This is a genomic window from Pseudodesulfovibrio mercurii (assembly GCF_000189295.2).
GTDB lineage: Bacteria > Desulfobacterota > Desulfovibrionia > Desulfovibrionales > Desulfovibrionaceae > Pseudodesulfovibrio > Pseudodesulfovibrio mercurii.
The window spans coordinates 583,235-601,408 of sequence record NC_016803.1 but is presented as its reverse complement, the minus strand read 5'-3'; the positions used below and the strand labels follow the sequence as shown (position 1 = coordinate 601,408).

Sequence of the window (18,174 nt, the reverse complement as noted above, 5' to 3'; positions counted from 1 at the left end):
CTCGAACGACCCACGAGCGGATCACGTACCGACCTGCATAAAAATTCTGGGAGGCACACTTTGACCGGTGAGCCTCTTCTCGTTTGACGAACTGTATACGTAGATGGTATCTCCTTCCGGCACTTCTCGAAATCATTGAAGAAAATCAGGTGATACCATGGCCGATCTCGATATCAGGATTCCCGACCCCGACGACGAATACACCATCAGGATCGCGCCGGGGTACGTCAGCATCACTGATCACAACAAGCCCAAGGCGAGTGGCCCGAAGAAGCAGAAGGCCAAGGTCAGCAAGTCACCGGCAGCACCGTCGAGGAGCAGGTTCACGGACAAGAGCAGGCTGTCACTCCAGAAGGCGTTGAACGAGATCAAACTGCACAAAACGCCTACGCACTACATCGTGTTGACGTGCATGACCTCGCCCTCTCCCAAGGACTGGAAACGTGCGATCACCAACCTTCGCAGGCGATTCGTGGCGAACTTCCCCCGAAGTTGGTTCTTCTGGCGTCTCATGCCGGAAACGCAACGAGGTGTACCGATTCTTCATCTCCTTGGCAGGCTTGAAAACGACATGCCCGAGGACGAACTTCAGAATCTGGTAAAGGGCTGGTGGGTCAAGATCAATGATCTCGACGGGACGATGGAGGATCGGGCCGTTCGAGTGCAGGTTGTGTCGGACTCCCCGGAGAAGCTGTTCCGAAAGATGGGGTCCGATGAACCGACGACTCACCACACGAGCTGCTTCGAATCATGGGGAAAGCTCGGAAAGCGGTGGGCCGTGTGGAACGAGAAAAATGTTCCCTTCGACGTGGTGGAAGAGATCACGGTCAAGCATGACTGCCATCACGAGATCAAACGCGTGTTGCTGGATGCCGTGGAGCAGGACATCCACGAGATCGAGGCTCGACTTCAGGGGCAGACAGGCTCCTCGGAGTACTTCAAGCTCGTGGACAGCCTGAACAAGAAACAGCAGTATCTGGACAAGATCAGGGCCATGGATGACAACCTCATCTTCTTGGATGCGAAGGACATGGCCTTGTTCAGGGATACCTTGCGCGAGTTCAGTGATTAGCGTCTTGTCGTCCTGTATTCGTGCATAAGTCCTACAGAAGCTGGACGATTTTCGGCTTCCTGTTTTTTTCAGGATATGCGCTTGAACTGAGGCTTCCCCAGAGGCACAGCGAGGGTAATCCGGCTCTTGGCGGCGGTTGAACTACCGACTGTTTACAGACGATTTTCGGCCTGTTGATTTTTCTGGACGCATAAGAGGCCGATGCTGACGCGCACAGGAAGACTACTCCAGCCCTTGGCTGGTCGAGACTCACCTCTTGGTGATCCACATGCTGCCCTTGAGATGGCCGAGGTCCATCACCTTGTCGAAGTCGATCTGGCAAATGAATTCCTCGAACTTGGCCTTCACCGGATCGGCTCCCTCGTAGCCGCCGGTCACATCTTCGAACTCACCTTCTTCGTGGCCGACCACTTCCTTGACCAGCCTGCGGTCAACGCGTTTGTGTTTGCCCAGCGTGATGACGGTATGCCGGAATGAGTGGAATACCACCTCGCTCGTCTCGTCGGTGCTGCCGCCTATTCCATACTTGCGCCGGAAGTAGGTGAACGCCTTCGAGATGTTGGTGGATAGCTTGCCGTCAGCTTGACTCAAGGTGCTGCGGTGGAAGAGGTGTTCTTCTCCGTTGGCTCGGAGGTGGGCGACACGGTCCAGCAGGCCGATCTCGATGAGGAACGGATGGATGGGGACAATCCGCTTTCCGGCCTCTGACTTGATGTCCTTGTCATCCTCGGCATTGATGTCGAAGCACATGACGCCGTCGATCTCGCGTATGTCATCAAGGTAGAGCTGGCAGATTTCCTCCAGCCGTGCGCCGGAAAAGAGCGCGATGATCGGTACCCAAAAGTTGGCCGCATGGGTGAATTTCCCCTTGTGGTAGTCCTTGTTCTCGAACAGGGCTTTCAATTCGTCGAGGGTGAAGGCTCGGCGTTTGGGCGTGGTCGCGTTGGTGTTGCTCTTGCCGAGCTTGAGGACGGATTTCAACGGATTAGCCTGCGTGAGGAACTCCTCTTCACAACACCAGTTCAGGAAGGATTTGACGTTGGTGTAGTTGGTTTCGAGGGACTTGGACTTGAGCCGATGTGCCGCTGGTATGTCCATGGCAAGCAGTTCGTCTCTTGTCTTGCCTCGGTACTTGGCGATGTGGTTGCCGTTGGGCAGGCCCGTGATGATGTCGCGATACAGTCGCATGTGGTCACGGGTCAATTCGTCGATGCGGATGCCGGAGCCGACGTATTCGACGAAACGGCGCAGTTGCGGCGGGATGTCCTTGATGCTGGCCTTGCCCCATTCCGACTTGGTCTTGTCTTCGATGTACTTTTCCATCACGGCTTCGAGAACCGGAGCCGGTTGCGTCGGCTGGGGCAGGGGGACAGGAATGGATGGTTGCGGTAGAGAAACGGAAACAGGAGGCAGCTTGGCCAAGTACTCCCGCTCACCCAGCACATCTCCCATCGCCCGGCAGTGTTGGACGTTCAGCAGGTCGAACACCATCTCGTAAACGCCACGGGCTATGCGGTAAAAATCCGTCGAATCCGGGGCCACCTCAATGCCGCTCTGCGTGATGAAGCGGTCAATGTACGAACCGAAGAAAGTGTAGTCGGACTGTGCCAGCCCAGCACCAGCCTCATCGATGTACATCTCCAGCCTGCTCGGTTCATGGTCTTTCGGAAAATGGGCAGGGATCGGTGTTCGGTCCTCAAGGGGCGGCATGGCTCGTTTGCCTTCGTCCTCGTAAAGGCACTGTTCGAGGAAGGCTCGGAGCTTGGCTTTGAGATCGGCAGGGGAGAGCGTGTTCATGGTCGTGTCGGGCAACAGGGTGAAAAAGGATCGGACCGCCGAAGCTAACCGTTCGGCCCGTTGGTTGGCAAGGCGCTTGTTGCCAGTCTTCAGGCTCACCTTGATGACCTGCTGACCGATGACGGAATGGAACTGCTGCGGAACGCGATAACGGAAGTGATGGGTGCTCCCGTCAAGGACGATATGGCTCATGCTTTCGGCTCCCTGAACAGGCCATTTCGGGCAGATGGTCCGAAAATGGTCCGAGTTCGGATGGTGCTGAAAGCGGCTCGGCCACTCTTTCCCCGCAAGAACGAAAAAAGGTCTCGCTTTCGCAAGACCTTATCTCATTCGTGGCGGAGAGGGTGGGATTCGAACCCACGTACGAGCTATTAACTCGTAACTCGATTTCGAGTCGAGCGCGTTACGGCCGGACTTCGCTACCTCTCCTGGATGCGCCGTGTGTCGGCGTGGAAGGGCTATATAAACAGACTCGGCGCAAGTGGCAAGCACCTTTTGGCTTTGTTCGCCGGTGGCCAGGGGCAGGCCTGGCGTTGGGGCGCGGAAGGGCCGTGACTTGATTGGCGCGGACGGGGTGTGCGTAAAGAGGAGGGGTAGGCGAAAGAAAGCCCCCGGCGGGTGGGCTCGGGGGCTTCGGGGATATTCGGTGCGGCGGGGGCCTAGAGCGGTTTGAGCTTGCTCAGGGCGGGGCCGTCGTGGTGGTCGCAGTCGTGGTGGTCGCAGGTGATCTGGTTGTCCTTGAGCTCGCCGGACAGCCATTTTTCCAGGACCTTCTCGATGGGGCCGGAACAGCCCCGGACCACGTCGATGCCCGCGTTGCGCAGGATGTTCAGCGCGCCCTCGCCCATGTTGCCGGCGAGCATGACCTTGACGCCGCGCTCGGCCAGGATCGGGGCGATGTCGGACTTGCAGCCGCAGCCCTGGGGGGAATCCATGCGTTCGCTGAAGGTGATCCGGTTATCCTCGACCGTGACCAGGGTGTAGTGGTCGCAATGGCCGAAATGGTCGTCGATGAGTCCTTCGCGGGTGGGCAGTGCGATGATCATGTGTCTCTCCTGAATAAATGAATGGTCTGAATGGGGGATAATAAGGCGCGGCGCTCCGTTGTAAAGGGGGGCGGCCTATTTTCTCCGCTCCAGGAAGAACCGCTTGAGCAGGGCCGAGCATTCGTTGCCCATGACACCCTCCACGGTCCACAGCCGGTGGTTGGTGAAGGGCAGGGCGCACCCCTGCATGTTGGAGACCAGGGCCCCGGCGCGCTCGTCGCGGGCCGCGAAGACCACCCCGGCCACCCGGGCGTGGATCAGCGCGCCCGTGCACATCAGGCAGGGCTCCAGGGTCACGGCCAGGATCGTGTCCGGCAGCCGGTAGTTGCGCAGCACGCGGGCCGCCTCGCGCAGGCAGAGAATCTCCGCGTGGCCCGTGGGGTCGTGGGCGGCGATGGGCCGGTTGTGGGCCGAGGCGAGCAGGGTGCCGGTGGGCGTGAACAGGGCCGCGCCCACGGGGGCCTCGCCCGCCTGGGCCGCCTTGCACGCCTCGCCGAAGGCCACGTCCATGAGATCGCGCCAGGTGGTTCCTGCGGGCGGCGGGGGCGCGACGGGCAGGGCCAAGGGCTACCTGTCCTTCAGGTAGCGCACCCCGGCTTCGAGCATGGTCAGGCCGAGCGGGATGTCCGGGTCGGTGCCCCGGGTCCAGGACGGATGGTTGGTCTTGTGATTGTACGCCTCGGGGTGGGGCATGAGGCCCAGGATGCGCCCGGTGGGGTCGGTCAGCCCGGCGATGCCGAGCGGCGATCCGTTGGGATTGTAGGGGTACTCCAGGGTCACTTCGCGGGTCTCGGGGTGGACGTACTGCACCGCGATGAGATTGTCGTCCTGCAGGGCCCGGAAGATGTTTTCATCCATGGGGATGATCTTGCCCTCGCCGTGGCGGATGGGCACGTCGAGGTAGTCGATGCCCTTGGTGAACACGCAGGGCGAGGCCGGGTTGGTCTTGAGCCGCACCCAGCGGTCCTCGAACCGGCCGGAGTCGTTGTAGGACAGGGACACCTGGCGTTCGAAGTAGCGCCCGCCCACGGCCGGAAGCAGGCCGAGCTTGCACAGCAGCTGGAAGCCGTTGCAGATGCCGAGGATGATGCCGCCCTTGTCGAAAAAGGCCTTCAGCTGATCCAGAACGGGCTTGCCGTCCGCGTCGTTGGACCACCGCCAGCGCAGGGCCGCCGCCTGGGCCGCGCCCAGGTCGTCGCCGTCGAGAAATCCGCCGGGGCAGAGCAGGTAATTGTAGTCGTCCATGCGGACATGGCCCGCTGCGAGGTCGGAAAAATAAACGATATCGGCATGATCCGCGCCCGCTTCCCGCAGGGCGTAGGCGGATTCCTTTTCGCAGTTGGTGCCGTATCCGGTGATGACGAGTGCGTTGACGCGGGCCATGAAAATCTCCTCTTCATATTGACTTTGTCGCAGTACCCTGCAAAATTTGCAAAGCAGCGCCGTGCTGGGCAGGAACATACGTGTCCGACGCACGACAGTCAACATGACCGGTGGACGAAGCCGGTGATGATATATCCTTATAATTCAAGCTTAACGAAGGGGCTTCCTGACGTATGAAAACCAAGTTCATATTTATTACCGGTGGTGTTCTTTCCTCCCTGGGCAAGGGTCTGGCCGCGGCATCCATCGGGGCACTCCTCCAGGCCCGCGGCCTCAAGGCGACCATCCAGAAACTCGATCCCTACATCAACGTTGACCCCGGCACCATGAACCCCTTCCAGCACGGCGAGGTCTACGTCACCGACGACGGCGCCGAAACCGACCTCGACCTCGGCCACTACGAGCGCTATCTCGGCACGGCCCTGAGCCAGCAGAACAACTACACCTCCGGTTCCATCTACTATTCCGTCATCCAGAAGGAGCGCCGCGGCGACTACCTGGGCGGCACCGTGCAGGTCATCCCGCACATCACCGACGCCATCAAGGAGGCGGTCATCAACCTGCCCAACGGCGAGGATGTGGCCCTGATCGAGATCGGCGGCACCGTGGGCGACATCGAGGGCCAGCCGTTCCTGGAGGCCATCCGCCAGCTCAAGAACGACCTGGGCAAGGAGAACGTTCTGTTCATCCACCTGACCCTGGTGCCGTACATCAAGGCCGCGGGCGAGCTGAAGACCAAGCCCACCCAGCACTCGGTCAAGGAACTGCGCAGCGTGGGCATCCAGCCCGACATCATCATCGCCCGCTCCGAGGTGCGCCTGCCCGACGACCTCAAGAAGAAGATCGCCCTGTTCTGCGACGTTGACCAGGACGCCGTGTTCACCGGCGTGGACGTGGACAACATCTACAAGGTGCCGCTGGAATTCTACAACGAGGGCGTGGACCAGAAGATCGCCATCCTGCTCAAGCTGCCCGCCAAGAACGCCGAGCTGACCCCCTGGGAGAATCTCGTCCATGCCCTGGACAACCCCAAGGGCTCGGTCAAGATCGGCATCGTCGGCAAGTACGTGGACCTGACCGAGGCCTACAAGAGCCTGCATGAGGCCCTCATCCACGGCGGCGTGGCCAACGAGGTCAAGGTGGAGCTCGAATACGTCAACTCCGAGAAGGTCACCCCGGCCAACGTGGACAAGAAGCTCAAGGGACTGGACGGCATCCTGGTGCCCGGCGGGTTCGGCTCGCGCGGCATCGAGGGCAAGATCCTGTCCATCAAGTACGCCCGCGAGAACAAGGTTCCCTTCTTCGGCATCTGCCTGGGCATGCAGTGCGCCTGCATCGAGTTCGCCCGCAACGTCATCGGCCTGGAAGGGGCCAACTCCGAGGAGTTCGACAAGACCACCCCGCACAACATCATCTACCTGATGAAGGAGTGGTTCGACTTCCGGACCAAGAAGACCGAGACCCGCTGCGAGGAGTCCGAAAAGGGCGGCACCATGCGGCTCGGCTCCTACCCGTGCAAGCTCAAGAAGGACACCAAGGCCTTCGAGGCCTACAAGGCCGTGAACATCGACGAGCGGCACCGCCACCGGTTCGAGTACAACAACAAGTACATCGAGCAGTTCGAGCAAAACGGCATGGTCCTGTCCGGCACCGCCCCGGACGAGTCCCTGGTGGAGATCGTGGAGCTGCCCGGCCATCCCTGGTTCCTGGGCTGTCAGTTCCACCCGGAATTCAAGTCCAATCCCATGCACCCGCACCCGCTGTTCCGGGAGTTCATCCGGGCCGCCAAGGATGAGAAGGCCAAGATGGCCAAGAAGTAGCAGATGGCAGACCTTTATCAAGCCAGCAGGTCCGGCCCGTTCATTCTGGCCGGACCCTGCGCCATTGAAAGCCGGGAGACCGCGCTTCAGACCGCCGACGTCCTCGCCGGGCTGGCCTCGAAGCTCGGCCTCCCCATCGTCTACAAGAGCTCCTTCGACAAGGCCAACCGGACCTCCCTGACCAGCTTCAGGGGACCGGGCATGGAGGAGGGGCTCGCCATCCTGGCCGAGGTCAAGGCGGCCACGGGGCTGCCTGTGGTCACGGATATCCACCATCCGGAACAGGCCGCGCCCGTGGCCGAGGTGGCCGATGTCCTCCAGATCCCGGCCTTTCTCTGCCGCCAGACCGATCTGCTGATGGCCGCCGCCCGCACCGGCAGGGTGGTCAACGTCAAGAAGGGCCAGTTCCTGGCCCCCTGGGACATGAAGAACGTGGTCGAAAAGCTCCGCGCGGCGGGCAACGACCGCATCTGGCTGACCGAGCGCGGCTCCACCTACGGCTACAACAACCTGGTGGTGGACATGCGTTCCATCCCGCAGATGCAGGCCTTCGGCGTGCCGGTGATCATGGACGCCACCCACTCGGTGCAGCTGCCCGGCGGACTGGGCGGGGCCTCGGGCGGGCAGCGCGAATACGTCCCGGTCCTGGCCTCGGCCGCCGTGGCCGCGGGCGTGGACGGCGTGTTCATGGAGGTTCATCCCGACCCGGACAGAGCCCTGTGCGACGGCCCCAACTCCCTGCCGCTCAATCAGGTGGAGGGGCTGCTCAACCGGCTCCTGGCCCTGTGGGAGGTCGTCCGTGGCTGACGCGACCGCGCTGGCGCGGAAGATCAAGCTGCTGGTGCTCGACGTAGACGGGGTGCTGACCGACGGCGGCCTGTACTACGGCGACGAGGGCCTCCTCATGAAACGCTTCAACGTGCAGGACGGCCTCGGCATCAAGATGGCCCAGGCCGTGGGCCTTGAGATCGGGGTCATCACCGGCCTGAACCAGAGGCCGGTGGAAAACCGCGTCCGCGAGCTGGGCATCAAGTACTACTACGCCGGACATCACCGCAAGGTCCCGCTTTTCGAGGAGATGTGCGAAAAGGCGGGGGTTGCCCCCGAGGAGGCCGCCTACATGGGCGACGACTGGATCGACCTGGCCGTCATGCGCCGCGCAGGGCTGGCCCTGTGCGTGCCCAATGCGGTGCCCGAGGCCGTCGAGGCCGCGGACTGGGTGTCCACCCGTTCGGGCGGACACGGCGCGGTCCGTGAAGCCATCGCCTTCATCCTCGAGGCGCGCGGCCTCAAGGAACAGGCCCTCAAGCACTGGGTGGACTAGATGAGAGGGCGCCCCGCTCTGGTTCTGTTCGTCATCTTCGGTCTCGGCCTGCTTCTCGGCCTGGCCGTGAACTCCCTCTTCTTTTCCGATCCCATCCTGGAGAACGCGGACACCGCCGCCAAACCGGCCGTGTCCCGCGAGGACATGTTCGCCGACGCCGACGTCTCGGCCGAAGACATCGAGTTGGTCCAGGGCAAGCAGGGGAGCCTGTCCTGGAAGCTGCTGGCCAAGAGCGCCAAGTACAACCAGGAACTCGGCATCATCGCCGTGGACTTTCCCCAGCTGACCGCCTTTTTCGGCGCGGACCGCCAGGAGGTCTACGTCCAGGCCGACCGCGGCGAGGTGGATCAGGAGAACGACAACCTGTCGCTCTACGACGGGGTCAGCGGCCGGTTCGGCAATCTGGCCCTGGACGCCCAGTACCTTGATTATGTGGGCGCAATCGGTAAGGTGTACCTCAAGGGCGGCGTCACCGTGCGCCGACCGGACATGACCGTCCAGGCCAAGGCCATGGAGATCGACCTGGTCACGAGACAACTGGTGGCCGCGGGCGGGGTGGAAGCCCTGCTGGCCCCCGAGGGGCTGGGAAAGAGCCCTTTGATCGAAAACAAGGAATAAGACGTTGCGAAAAACGGTTCGCCATACGGGAATGCTGCTGATGCTGGCCCTGCTGCTGGTGCCGGTTCGGGCCCAGGCCCAGGACTGGGGCGAGGTGCGCGAGGCCATGGTCAACCTGAACGTGCGCAAGGCGCCCGCCCCGGGAGCGGAGCACGTGGTCACCCTGGCCAAGGGCCAGCGGGTGCGCACGGACTTCCCCAAGGACGGCTGGGTGGCCGTGTTCGAACTGGGTGAAAAGGACCGCGACCTCGCCAAGGCCGTGGGCTACGCCAACGCCAAGTATCTCAAGGTGGTCGAGGAGACGCCGGCCGCGCCCGCCCCGGCGCCCAAGGCCGATTCCGGCGAGGGCGAGGTCAAGGCCGAGGTGGCCGAAACCCCGCCGCCCGCCCCCGTCCCGGTGGGCGTGGACCCGAGCCGCATGCCGGTCAGGATCACCTCCGACCGCATGACCTACGACGAGACCGGCAAGGTCATCGCCTTCGTGGGCAACGTGGTCGCCACCCACGGCGAGCTGACCCTGTGGGCCGACAAGCTCTCGGCCTACCTCTCGGCCAGGACCGACAAGAAGTTCTCCGCCGACAGCGTGGACCGCATCGTGGCCGAGGGCAACGTCCGGGCCAAAAAGGGGACCACCGAGGGGACCTGCGGCAAGCTGACCTACCTGGTGGGTCCGCAGCTGCTCAAGATGGAGCGGAATCCCAAGCTTCAGGACGGCCCCAACTCCCTGACCGGCGAAGTCATCAACTTCCACATCAAGGACGACCGGTCCGAGGTCATCGGCGGCGAGCAGCGCGTCAAGGCCATCTTCATGACCCCCGGCAATCTCAAGGTGCAGTAGATGGCGGAAGGACTGCGTGCCACCAATTTGTCCAAGCGGTACGGCCAGAAAGAGGTCGTCCACGGGATCAACATCGAGCTCAACGCCCGCGAGGTGGTCGGCCTGCTCGGCCCCAACGGAGCGGGCAAGACGACCACGTTCTACATGCTCGTGGGCATCGTCCAGCCCAACACCGGCGAGGTCACCCTGAACGGGCGGCCGCTTACGGACAAGCCCCTGCACGAGCGCGCCCGCATGGGGGTCAGCTACCTGCCCCAGGAGAGCTCCATCTTCCGCAAGCTGACCGTGCGCCAGAACCTCCAGATCATCCTGGAGCAGACCGGCCTGACCTCGAAGCAGCAGCGCGTCCGGGCCGACGAGCTCCTGGAGATGTTCACCATCACCAAGCTGGCGGACCAGGCGGCCATGTTCCTGTCCGGCGGCGAGCGGCGCAGGCTCGAGATCGCCAGGGCGCTCATCCTCGCCCCCCAGTTCATCCTCCTGGACGAGCCCTTCGCGGGCATCGACCCCATCGCGGTCATCGACATCCAGGAGATCATCTCCGTGCTCAAGTCCATGGAGATCGGCATCCTCATTTCCGACCACAACGTCAGGGAGACGTTGAATATCTGCGACCGCGCCTACCTGGTCTACGAGGGCACGGTCATCCTGGAGGGAGGGCCGGACGAGATCGTCAAGTCCAGCCGCGCCCGGCAGATATATCTGGGCGAGGATTTCCGTCTCTGAGCCTTTTCCGCATCTTTTTCCGCTTTCCCGATTTACACCGTTCGCAAAGGTTGGTACACTTTTTTCATACCAGAAATATGCCCGTTGAATTTGCAATAGAAACAGGATGTTATCACAATTGTGTTGCATCCTTTAATTCACTGTGACATAGTCGAACTGAAAAAAATGGCTGCCGAATGAAAAAAATTTTCGTTATCCGGCAGCCGATAAATACAACCTCAAGCGGGTGATGAATCATGGGATTGGAACTTCGGCAACAGCTCAAGCTCTCACAGCAACTGGTCATGACGCCCCAGTTGCAGCAGGCCATCAAGCTGCTGCAACTTTCGCGGCTTGAACTGCTGGAGACGGTGCAGCAGGAATTGTTGGAGAATCCTTTCCTGGACGAGACCGAGACCGAGACCGAGGTCCCGGACAAGGCGGAGGTCCTGACCGAATCCCAGGCCGAGGAGGAACTGGTCCGCAACGCGGACTGGGAGAACTACCTCGGCGAATTCTCCTCCACCTCCAAGCAGGCCCTGTCCCGCGACCTGGAGATGCCGGAGGAGGGCATGTCCTTCGAAGCCCGCCTGGCCTCCAAGCCCTCCCTGGAAGGGCATCTCAACTGGCAGATGCGCCTGTCCAGCTTCACCGAGCACGAACTGGCCATCGGCGACGTCATCCTCGGCAATCTCGACTCCAACGGCTACCTCCAGGCCTCCATGGAGGAACTGACCGCCATGGTCCAGGCCACCCCGGAGGAGGTCGAGTCCGTCCTGACCCGCATCCAGCATCTCGACCCCGTGGGCGTCGGCTCCCGCACCCCGCAGGAGTGCCTGCTGGTCCAGATGGAGGTCCTGGGCTACGACGATCCGACGCTCATCTCCCTGGTGCGCGACCACCTGGAGGACCTGGAGAAGAACCGCTACAAGCCCCTGGCCCGCAAGTTCAAGATCTCCATGGAGGACCTCAAGGCCTACCTGGACCTGATCCAGACCCTCGACCCCATGCCGGGCGCCAATTTTTCCAGCACCGAACCGCACTATGTCAGCCCCGACGTCTTCGTCTACAAGTACGGCGAGGACTTCGTCATCATCCTCAACGAGGACGGCATGCCCCGCCTTCAGATGAACACCTTCTACATGGATTCCATGAAGGGCGCGGCCGACAAGGAGAAGGAATATTTTCAGGAAAAGATGCGTTCCGCCGCATGGTTGATGAAAAGTCTGTACCAGCGGCAGCGAACCCTGTATAAAGTAGTCGAAAGCATTGTCGGCTTCCAGAGGGCCTTCTTCGAGGAAGGCGTGACGAAACTCAAACCCCTGATCCTCAAGGAGGTGGCGGAAGACATCGAGATGCACGAGTCCACCGTGAGCCGAATCACGACCAACAAGTATGTTTCGACCCCTCACGGCATCTTCGAGCTGAAGTTCTTCTTCAACTCGGCCCTGGACCTGAACGACGGTTCCCAGGTGGGTTCGGAGAGCGTCAAGGCGCTCATCAAGCAAATGATCGCAGACGAAGACACGAAGAAACCGCTCAGCGACGAGCGCATCGGCGAGATCCTCCAGGAAAAGCTGGAAGTGAACATCGCCCGGCGTACGGTCGCCAAATACCGCTCGGCAATGGGCATTGCTTCGTCTTCAAAACGCAAGCAGTACTTCTAGTCCCTGCTTGGCACTCACAACCAGGAGGCAGCGTATGAACATCAGCTTCACTTTCAAGAACTTCGAGCCTTCCGATCACCTCAAGGGGTATGCGGAAAAGCGTTTTGAAAAGGTAGCGAAATACGTTTCCGATGCGGAGGCAGATCTCCAGGTCAACCTGCTGGTCGATAAGTTCCGCCACAAGGCGGACGTGATCCTGAACTCGGATCGCATTCACATCTCGGCCTATGAAGACTCGGAAGACATGTACTCCACCATAGACATGGTCCTGGACAAGCTGGAAGCCCAGCTTCGCAAGATGCGTGAAAAGATGAAGAATCGCCCCAGGCAGGCGAGTCCCAATAAATTGGTGCAGATGAACTACCTGTCCTACGAGGACCTTGCTTCCGGTTCGTCGCCCACCATCGTCGGCAGCGATGCATACGAGCCCAAGCCCATGTCCGTGGAAGAGGCCGCCATGCAGCTTGATGCCCGCGACAAGGAATTCCTGGTCTTCCTCAACGCGGAGACCGATGGCGTCAACGTTATCTACAAGAGAAAGAACGGCGATTACGGCCTCATAGACCCCGGTAACTAAGCATGAAACTCAGTGATTACCTGGCGAAGGAACTGATCCTTCCCGAGCTCAAGTCCGAGACCAAGTCGGACGTGCTGCAAGAACTCGTCGCCCCCCTGGGCGAGCAATATCCAGAGATGGACACGGACCATGCGGTCCGTGTCCTTCTCGACCGCGAGGGGCTGGGCTCCACCGGTATCGGCGACGGCATCGCCATCCCCCACGGCAAGCTTGAGGATCTGGGAAAGGTCATCGTGGTCGTGGGCCGCAGCCTCAAGGGCGTGGAGTTCGAGGCTCTCGACCACAGGCCCTGTACCATTTTCTTCCTGGTCCTGGCCCCGGAGCAGGTGGCGGGCATGCACCTGCGCGTCCTGGCCCAGATATCCCGTCTCCTCAAGGACGAGGAATTCCGCAAGGCGTTCCTGTCGGCCGAGGACGTCGAAGGGCTCTGGGCCCTCCTCAAGAGCGTGTAACTCCATGGGCGGACTCCGTTGACCTCGACCAATCCCTTTCCCGTGGTGATCGTCACCGGACTTTCCGGGTCCGGCAAGAGCACCGCCCTCAAGGTCTTCGAGGACCTGGGATTTTTCTGTATCGACGGGCTGCCCTCCGAGATGTCGCCCAAGCTGGCCGAGCTCATCCTGACCTTCGACACCAAGTACCGCGGCATGGCGCTCGGCATGGACCTGCGCCAGTTCGAGTTCGTGGACGGCTGGGGAAAGGCCCTGGAGGGGTTCGCCGAGTTGGGCATCACCCCGCAGGTCCTCTTTCTCGAGGCCAAGATGGCCGAACTGGTCCGCCGCTACGCCACCACCCGCCGTCCCCATCCGCTGGAGAGCCGCAACCTCGGCCTGGAAGCGGCCCTGGAGATGGAGAAGAAGCTCCTGGCGCCTGTCCGCTCGGGCGCGGCCCTGGTCCTGGACACCACGGACTACTCCATCCACGACCTGCGCCGGGTCATCCAGACCAAGTGGTCGGCCCTGGAGGACGTGGGGCTGGGCATGCGGGTGCACATCATCACCTTCGGCTTCAAGTACGGCGTGCCGTCCGAGGCGGACCTGGTCTTCGACCTCCGCTTCCTGCCCAATCCATATTTCGACAAGTCCCTGCGCTCCCTGTCCGGCCTGGACAAGGCCGTGTCCGACTACGTCCTGGACAATCCCACGGGGCAGGGCTTCATCCGGCGGTTCCACGATTTTCTGCTCTATCTTCTGCCTCTGTACGCCGAGGAAGGGCGCTACAGGATCACCCTGGCCCTGGGCTGCACCGGCGGCCGCCACCGGTCGGTTTCCGTGGCCGAGTCGGTACTGGCAACCCTGAAGGAAAAGGGGTATACGGTTTCGATCGAACATCGACACATGGAACTCGGATAGACATGGTTGCACAGACTGACAAGAAATCCGGCGTGATCGGCGTGGTGCTGGTCACCCACGGCAGCTTCGGCGAGACCCTGCTCAAGGCGGCCGAGATGGTCCTGGGTCCCCAGGAGAACTGCCTGGCCGTGGGCATCGACGTGAACAAGGGCGTGGACGAGGCCCTGGAAAATGTGCGCAAGGCGATCCAGTCCGTGGAGCAGGGCAAGGGCGTCATGGCCCTGACCGACCTGTTCGGCGGTTCGCCCACGACCATGTCCCTGTCCCTGATGAAATCGGAAAATCTCGAGGTCATCACCGGCGTCAACCTGCCCATGCTCGTGGCCACCCTCCAGGCCCGCTCCCTGACGTTGCCCGACCTGGCCGAAAAGGCCATGGTGGCGGGGCAGCAGGGAATCAAGGTCGCCGGGGCGATGCTGCGCAAAAAAGCGACGAAAAAGTAGGGATGGTGCCGTGACTCTCGTTCGTATCGACAACCGCTTGATTCACGGCCAGATCATCGAGACGTGGCTGCCCTACACCGGCGCCAAGACCGTTATCGTGGCCAACGACGAGCTGGCCCACGATATCCTCCAGCAGGAGATCATGTCCCTGGCCATCCCCCAGGCCGTGAAGAGCTCCTTCATCACCGTGGACGAGGTCCCCTCGGCCATGGCCCGCATGTGTTCCAATGCCGGCGACGGCGGGGCCATCCTCCTGTTTTCCAGCTGTGCCGACGCCCGCCGGGCCTTCGACTCCGGGTTCGGCTTCCACGTACTGAACATCGGCAACGTCCACTACAGCCCGGGCAAGCGCCAGATCTCCCCGAGCGTGGCCCTGTCCGACGAGGACGAGACCTGCCTGCGCCAGCTGAACCGCCAGGGCGTGGAACTCGATTTCCGCTGCGTGCCCAACGACCCCGTGCAGGTGAGGTTCTAGACCATGCTCGCCCAGCATTCACTCGCCTGGTTCGCCCTGGTCGCTTTTTTTTTGCCCTCTTTTCCCAGTTCCGCTCGACCGTAAGCATCGGCCTGCTTGAGCGCCCCCTGGTGGTGGGCTTCTTCTGGGGCGCGGCCACGGGGGAATACACCACCAGCCTGTACATCGCCATCTTCTTCGAACTCTTCTGGCTCGACCTCATCCCGGCCGGGACCTACATCCCGCCGCAGCTCACGGCGGCCACCTTCGCGGCCCTGGCCTTGACCACATGGTTCGGGCTGGACCAGCCGTCCCGGATCATGTTCGTGCTCTTCGCCAGCATGCCCCTGGCCTGGATCGGCACCAAGGTGGAAGGGTGGCTGCGCGAACGGGAGCAGGGCAGTTACAACGCGCTGCTCAACTGGGCGCGCAATCCGAGGTCCAAGCACCTGCCCGGCGCGCTCATTCTGCGCTCCATGGCCCGCGGGCTGCTCATGGGCTGGATCACCTTCCTGGCGGCCATCCTCATCCTCAAGCTGGGGTTGGACGTCTTCTTCGCCTTCTATCCGCCGATCTTCCTGCACCTGGGCGTGACCTGGGCCCATCTCTGGGTGGCCGCCTCCCTGGGCGGGCTCATGGCCCTGCGACTGAAGCGTGCATATGTCATCCTGGCCACGGGCATCGTCATCGTCGCCCTGTTCCTGATCCTGCCCGACTTCGGCATCTGATCCCGCTGCGGTCCCGCGCCGTTTTCGTGCCGGACCGCACTGCATGCCGACCTGCACGCGCGACGAGTTTGCGATCCTCTTCACATGGTTGACGCCGGGACCGACTCGTCCCGAAGGATTTTCCGAGCAAAATCAGCGACCGGACGTGTCTCCCAAAAGCCTTGGCAGACGCGGGCTGAGGCGGAATTATGGCGGTTCCGCGACAGGCGCAAATCTTTTCGCGCTTTTCTTACTTTGGCTGCGCTTTTAGCTTGGCAGGCGGGGCAGTTTGTGATATCTGTCACATTCTGTTTTTTTGATGCTCAAATCCATATATGGGATAATTTAATTAGGAGGACTTGATATGGCTATTTTGGTTGTTGGACACAAGAACCCTGACACCGACACCGTCGCTTCCGCGATCGGTGCCGCCGATCTGTACAGCAAACGTGGCATGGAAGCCAAGGCCGTGACCCAGGGCGAGATCGCTCCGGAGACCGCCTTCGTGCTCGGCAAGTTCGGCTTCGCCGCTCCCGAGATCGTCACCGACGCCACCGATCAGAAGATCATCCTGGTGGACCACACCGACATCTCCCAGACCATCGACAACCTGGACAAGGGTGAGCTCCTTGCCGTCGTCGATCACCACAAGCTGGGTGACATCACCACCGCCGGTCCGCTGGAAATGTGGGTCTGGCCCGTGGGCTGTTCCGCCACCGTGCTGAAGTCCATGTACGACTTCTACAACGTCGAGATTCCGGCCAACATCGCCGGCATCATGCTGTGCGCCATCCTGAGCGACACCGTCATGTTCAAGTCCGTCACCTGCACCGACGCCGACAAGGCCGCCGTCGAAGCCCTGGCCAAGATCGCCGGTGTGTCCGACGTCATGGCCCTGGGCATGGAGATGTTCAAGGTCAAGTCCGCCGTTGACGGCGCCGCCGCCAGCGAGCTGGTCTTCCGCGACTACAAGGACTTCGACATGTCCGGCAACAAGGTCGGCATCGGCCAGCTGGAAGTCGTGGACCTGTCCATGCTGGATGCCCACAAGGCCGCCCTGCAGGCCGAGATCGAGAAGGTCAAGGCCGAAGGCCGCCACTCCGTCTTCCTGCTCCTGACCGACATCATGAAGGAAGGCTCCGAGATGCTCATCGCCTCCGACGATCCGTCCGTGGTCGAGAAGGCCTTCGGCATCGCCACCAAGGGCGAGCCGGTCTGGCTGGAAGGCGTCATGAGCCGCAAGAAGCAGGTCGCCCCCAACTTCATCAAGGCCTTCGAAGCCTAGTAGTTCCATACTACTGACAGTGCGCAAAGTCGGGCCCGTCAGCGTTGTGCTGGCGGGCCTTTTGCGTTGTCCGGCCCCGGTCGCCTCGGCCGCAGCCCAAATCCCGCATGGGGAAAAAAGGGCGGCGGGGCGGAAACGGGGCACATCGGCAGGGAATCCTGTCGGTCGATTTGACACGTCCGTCGACAAAATTGACAAATCGGGCGGGAATGTGACGATACCGCCCCCGGATTTCAGCACGTTATATTAAGGAATGTTTATTGCTGGGAAACAATACACACGAACTCAACAAAAGGAACCGTAACATGAACATCCGTAGATTCCTTTGGCTGGTCGTTTTGTGTTTCTGCCTCGTCACCTCCGAAGCCTTCGCCAATCCGTCCATCACCCTGTACGACTGGGCATTCAACATCGACGGCGTCATTACCACTTCCGGCGACATGCCGGTAAGCGGCAGCCTGACCGACGGCTTGGGTGAGCTGAGCTGGTCCACCAGCGAAGCGGGAAGCCACACGTTCATCGCCTTTTTCGATTATGAGATCGACGAGCCGCTGAACACCTTCTTCAACGAATACGGCGCGGCGGTCGGTGTCCCCGCTCCCGGCATGATGTGGGAAATCGATGAGCCGGGCTTCCTGTTCGGGGACATCTACACCCACGTGCTGGCCGGCGCCCTCGACAACACCAATGCCCTGCCTTGGGGGAATGACGACGACGTCTCCTTTGCCCTGGGCTGGACCTTCTCCCTGGCCGAAAACCAGATCGCGAACATCATCCTGGATCTTTCCGAGCTGATACCGCTCGTGCCGTTCTATCTTGCCCAGATGGACACCCAAAGCCCGGAGACAATCTATTATTCAGGCGCCCTGACCATCGAAACGACGCCGGTTCCCGAACCCTCGACCATCATTCTCTTTGGCCTGGGGCTGTTGAGCGCCCTGGGGGTCGCCCGAGCCCGGGCGCGCCGCAGGTAAACCGGCAACGACGGGACCTCCCTTGCGAAGGGGCTGCGCAGAAAACCGCGCATGCCCCGTCGCGTCCATACTCCGGGCATGAAAAACCCCGTCCCATTTTCCATGGGACGGG

General features: G+C 61.5%; 20 protein-coding genes and 1 tRNA gene. 16 read left to right on the top strand and 5 right to left on the bottom strand.

What is annotated here, in order from left to right; translation table 11 throughout:
* The first annotated feature begins 157 nt into the window (after nt 1–157).
* Nucleotides 158–1,072 carry a hypothetical protein gene (locus tag DND132_RS02830; protein WP_014321196.1) on the top strand — a complete coding sequence of 305 codons (915 nt, stop codon included), beginning with the start codon at nt 158–160 and terminating at the stop codon, nt 1,070–1,072.
* A gap of 249 nt (nt 1,073–1,321) precedes the next feature.
* Here DND132_RS02830 and DND132_RS02825 read toward each other — a convergent pair whose 3' ends face one another.
* The 5 genes from DND132_RS02825 to DND132_RS02805 form a co-directional block, all read right to left on the bottom strand.
* On the bottom strand, nt 1,322–3,061 hold the full coding sequence (locus DND132_RS02825; protein WP_014321195.1) for a site-specific integrase: 1,740 nt from the start codon (nt 3,059–3,061) through the stop codon (nt 1,322–1,324).
* A gap of 141 nt (nt 3,062–3,202) precedes the next feature.
* Nucleotides 3,203–3,298 (bottom strand) — tRNA-Ser (locus DND132_RS02820).
* A 230-nt stretch (nt 3,299–3,528) separates the two neighbouring features.
* On the bottom strand, nt 3,529–3,915 hold the full coding sequence (locus tag DND132_RS02815; RefSeq protein ID WP_014321194.1) for a NifB/NifX family molybdenum-iron cluster-binding protein: 387 nt from the start codon (nt 3,913–3,915) through the stop codon (nt 3,529–3,531).
* A 75-nt stretch (nt 3,916–3,990) separates the two neighbouring features.
* On the bottom strand, nt 3,991–4,473 hold the full coding sequence (locus DND132_RS02810) for a nucleoside deaminase (protein ID WP_041915901.1): 483 nt from the start codon (nt 4,471–4,473) through the stop codon (nt 3,991–3,993).
* A gap of 9 nt (nt 4,474–4,482) precedes the next feature.
* On the bottom strand, nt 4,483–5,298 hold the full coding sequence (locus DND132_RS02805; RefSeq protein ID WP_014321192.1) for a phosphoribosylformylglycinamidine synthase subunit PurQ: 816 nt from the start codon (nt 5,296–5,298) through the stop codon (nt 4,483–4,485).
* 173 nt (nt 5,299–5,471) lie between these two features.
* Here DND132_RS02805 and DND132_RS02800 point away from each other — a divergent pair, with 173 nt between their 5' ends.
* The 15 genes from DND132_RS02800 to DND132_RS02730 all read left to right on the top strand — a co-directional run bounded on the left by DND132_RS02800 (nt 5,472) and on the right by DND132_RS02730 (nt 18,062).
* Nucleotides 5,472–7,118, top strand: a complete 1,647-nt coding sequence (locus DND132_RS02800) for a CTP synthase (RefSeq protein WP_014321191.1) — start codon at nt 5,472–5,474, stop codon at nt 7,116–7,118.
* 3 nt (nt 7,119–7,121) lie between these two features.
* A complete protein-coding gene (kdsA, locus tag DND132_RS02795) occupies nt 7,122–7,925 on the top strand; it encodes a 3-deoxy-8-phosphooctulonate synthase (protein WP_014321190.1) in 804 nt (267 codons plus the stop codon).
* Complete coding sequence (locus DND132_RS02790) at nt 7,918–8,442, top strand: KdsC family phosphatase (RefSeq protein WP_014321189.1); 525 nt, start codon at nt 7,918–7,920, stop codon at nt 8,440–8,442. Before kdsA ends, DND132_RS02790 begins: the two co-directional genes overlap by 8 nt.
* Nucleotides 8,443–9,060, top strand: coding sequence for an LPS export ABC transporter periplasmic protein LptC (lptC, locus tag DND132_RS02785; RefSeq protein WP_014321188.1), 618 nt, complete (start codon nt 8,443–8,445; stop codon nt 9,058–9,060). It abuts the gene before it with no gap.
* Between the two features lie 31 nt (nt 9,061–9,091).
* On the top strand, nt 9,092–9,898 hold the full coding sequence (locus DND132_RS02780) for an LptA/OstA family protein (RefSeq protein ID WP_148266932.1): 807 nt from the start codon (nt 9,092–9,094) through the stop codon (nt 9,896–9,898).
* Nucleotides 9,899–10,624 carry an LPS export ABC transporter ATP-binding protein gene (gene lptB, locus DND132_RS02775; protein ID WP_014321186.1) on the top strand — a complete coding sequence of 242 codons (726 nt, stop codon included), beginning with the start codon at nt 9,899–9,901 and terminating at the stop codon, nt 10,622–10,624.
* Nucleotides 10,625–10,860: 236 nt separating this feature from the next.
* Nucleotides 10,861–12,270, top strand: coding sequence for an RNA polymerase factor sigma-54 (gene rpoN, locus DND132_RS02770; protein WP_014321185.1), 1,410 nt, complete (start codon nt 10,861–10,863; stop codon nt 12,268–12,270).
* Nucleotides 12,271–12,304: 34 nt separating this feature from the next.
* Nucleotides 12,305–12,847, top strand: a complete 543-nt coding sequence (hpf, locus tag DND132_RS02765) for a ribosome hibernation-promoting factor, HPF/YfiA family (RefSeq protein ID WP_014321184.1) — start codon at nt 12,305–12,307, stop codon at nt 12,845–12,847.
* Nucleotides 12,848–12,849: 2 nt separating this feature from the next.
* On the top strand, nt 12,850–13,299 hold the full coding sequence (locus DND132_RS02760) for a PTS sugar transporter subunit IIA (RefSeq protein WP_014321183.1): 450 nt from the start codon (nt 12,850–12,852) through the stop codon (nt 13,297–13,299).
* 18 nt (nt 13,300–13,317) lie between these two features.
* On the top strand, nt 13,318–14,199 hold the full coding sequence (gene rapZ / locus DND132_RS02755; protein WP_014321182.1) for an RNase adapter RapZ: 882 nt from the start codon (nt 13,318–13,320) through the stop codon (nt 14,197–14,199).
* Nucleotides 14,200–14,201: 2 nt separating this feature from the next.
* A complete protein-coding gene (locus DND132_RS02750) occupies nt 14,202–14,642 on the top strand; it encodes a PTS sugar transporter subunit IIA (RefSeq protein ID WP_014321181.1) in 441 nt (146 codons plus the stop codon).
* Between the two features lie 10 nt (nt 14,643–14,652).
* Nucleotides 14,653–15,117 carry a PTS sugar transporter subunit IIB gene (locus DND132_RS02745; protein ID WP_014321180.1) on the top strand — a complete coding sequence of 155 codons (465 nt, stop codon included), beginning with the start codon at nt 14,653–14,655 and terminating at the stop codon, nt 15,115–15,117.
* Between the two features lie 26 nt (nt 15,118–15,143).
* On the top strand, nt 15,144–15,824 hold the full coding sequence (locus DND132_RS02740; protein WP_041915900.1) for a PTS sugar transporter subunit IIC: 681 nt from the start codon (nt 15,144–15,146) through the stop codon (nt 15,822–15,824).
* Between the two features lie 343 nt (nt 15,825–16,167).
* Nucleotides 16,168–17,088 (top strand): manganese-dependent inorganic pyrophosphatase, encoded by a 921-nt coding sequence (locus DND132_RS02735; protein WP_014321178.1) that lies wholly within the window; start codon nt 16,168–16,170, stop codon nt 17,086–17,088.
* 305 nt (nt 17,089–17,393) lie between these two features.
* The gene (locus DND132_RS02730) at nt 17,394–18,062 is read left to right on the top strand and encodes a PEP-CTERM sorting domain-containing protein (RefSeq protein ID WP_014321177.1); all 669 of its coding nucleotides are present in this window, start codon (nt 17,394–17,396) and stop codon (nt 18,060–18,062) included.
* Nucleotides 18,063–18,174 lie beyond the last annotated feature (112 nt).

Bases quoted from the DNA above. Each gene is read 5' to 3' on its own strand.
- DND132_RS02780 (WP_148266932.1), top strand. From the start codon at position 9,092: ATGCTGCTGATGCTGGCCCTGCTGCTGGTGCCGGTTCGGGCCCAGGCC.
- rpoN (WP_014321185.1), top strand. From the start codon at position 10,861: ATGGGATTGGAACTTCGGCAACAGCTCAAGCTCTCACAGCAACTGGTC.
- DND132_RS02750 (WP_014321181.1), top strand. From the start codon at position 14,202: ATGGTTGCACAGACTGACAAGAAATCCGGCGTGATCGGCGTGGTGCTG.
- DND132_RS02800 (WP_014321191.1), top strand. From the start codon at position 5,472: ATGAAAACCAAGTTCATATTTATTACCGGTGGTGTTCTTTCCTCCCTG.
- DND132_RS02825 (WP_014321195.1), bottom strand. From the start codon at position 3,061: ATGAGCCATATCGTCCTTGACGGGAGCACCCATCACTTCCGTTATCGC.
- lptB (WP_014321186.1), top strand. From the start codon at position 9,899: ATGGCGGAAGGACTGCGTGCCACCAATTTGTCCAAGCGGTACGGCCAG.
- lptC (WP_014321188.1), top strand. From the start codon at position 8,443: ATGAGAGGGCGCCCCGCTCTGGTTCTGTTCGTCATCTTCGGTCTCGGC.
- hpf (WP_014321184.1), top strand. From the start codon at position 12,305: ATGAACATCAGCTTCACTTTCAAGAACTTCGAGCCTTCCGATCACCTC.
- DND132_RS02735 (WP_014321178.1), top strand. From the start codon at position 16,168: ATGGCTATTTTGGTTGTTGGACACAAGAACCCTGACACCGACACCGTC.
- DND132_RS02805 (WP_014321192.1), bottom strand. From the start codon at position 5,298: ATGGCCCGCGTCAACGCACTCGTCATCACCGGATACGGCACCAACTGC.
- DND132_RS02760 (WP_014321183.1), top strand. From the start codon at position 12,850: ATGAAACTCAGTGATTACCTGGCGAAGGAACTGATCCTTCCCGAGCTC.
- DND132_RS02815 (WP_014321194.1), bottom strand. From the start codon at position 3,915: ATGATCATCGCACTGCCCACCCGCGAAGGACTCATCGACGACCATTTC.
- kdsA (WP_014321190.1), top strand. From the start codon at position 7,122: ATGGCAGACCTTTATCAAGCCAGCAGGTCCGGCCCGTTCATTCTGGCC.
- DND132_RS02730 (WP_014321177.1), top strand. From the start codon at position 17,394: ATGAACATCCGTAGATTCCTTTGGCTGGTCGTTTTGTGTTTCTGCCTC.
- DND132_RS02830 (WP_014321196.1), top strand. From the start codon at position 158: ATGGCCGATCTCGATATCAGGATTCCCGACCCCGACGACGAATACACC.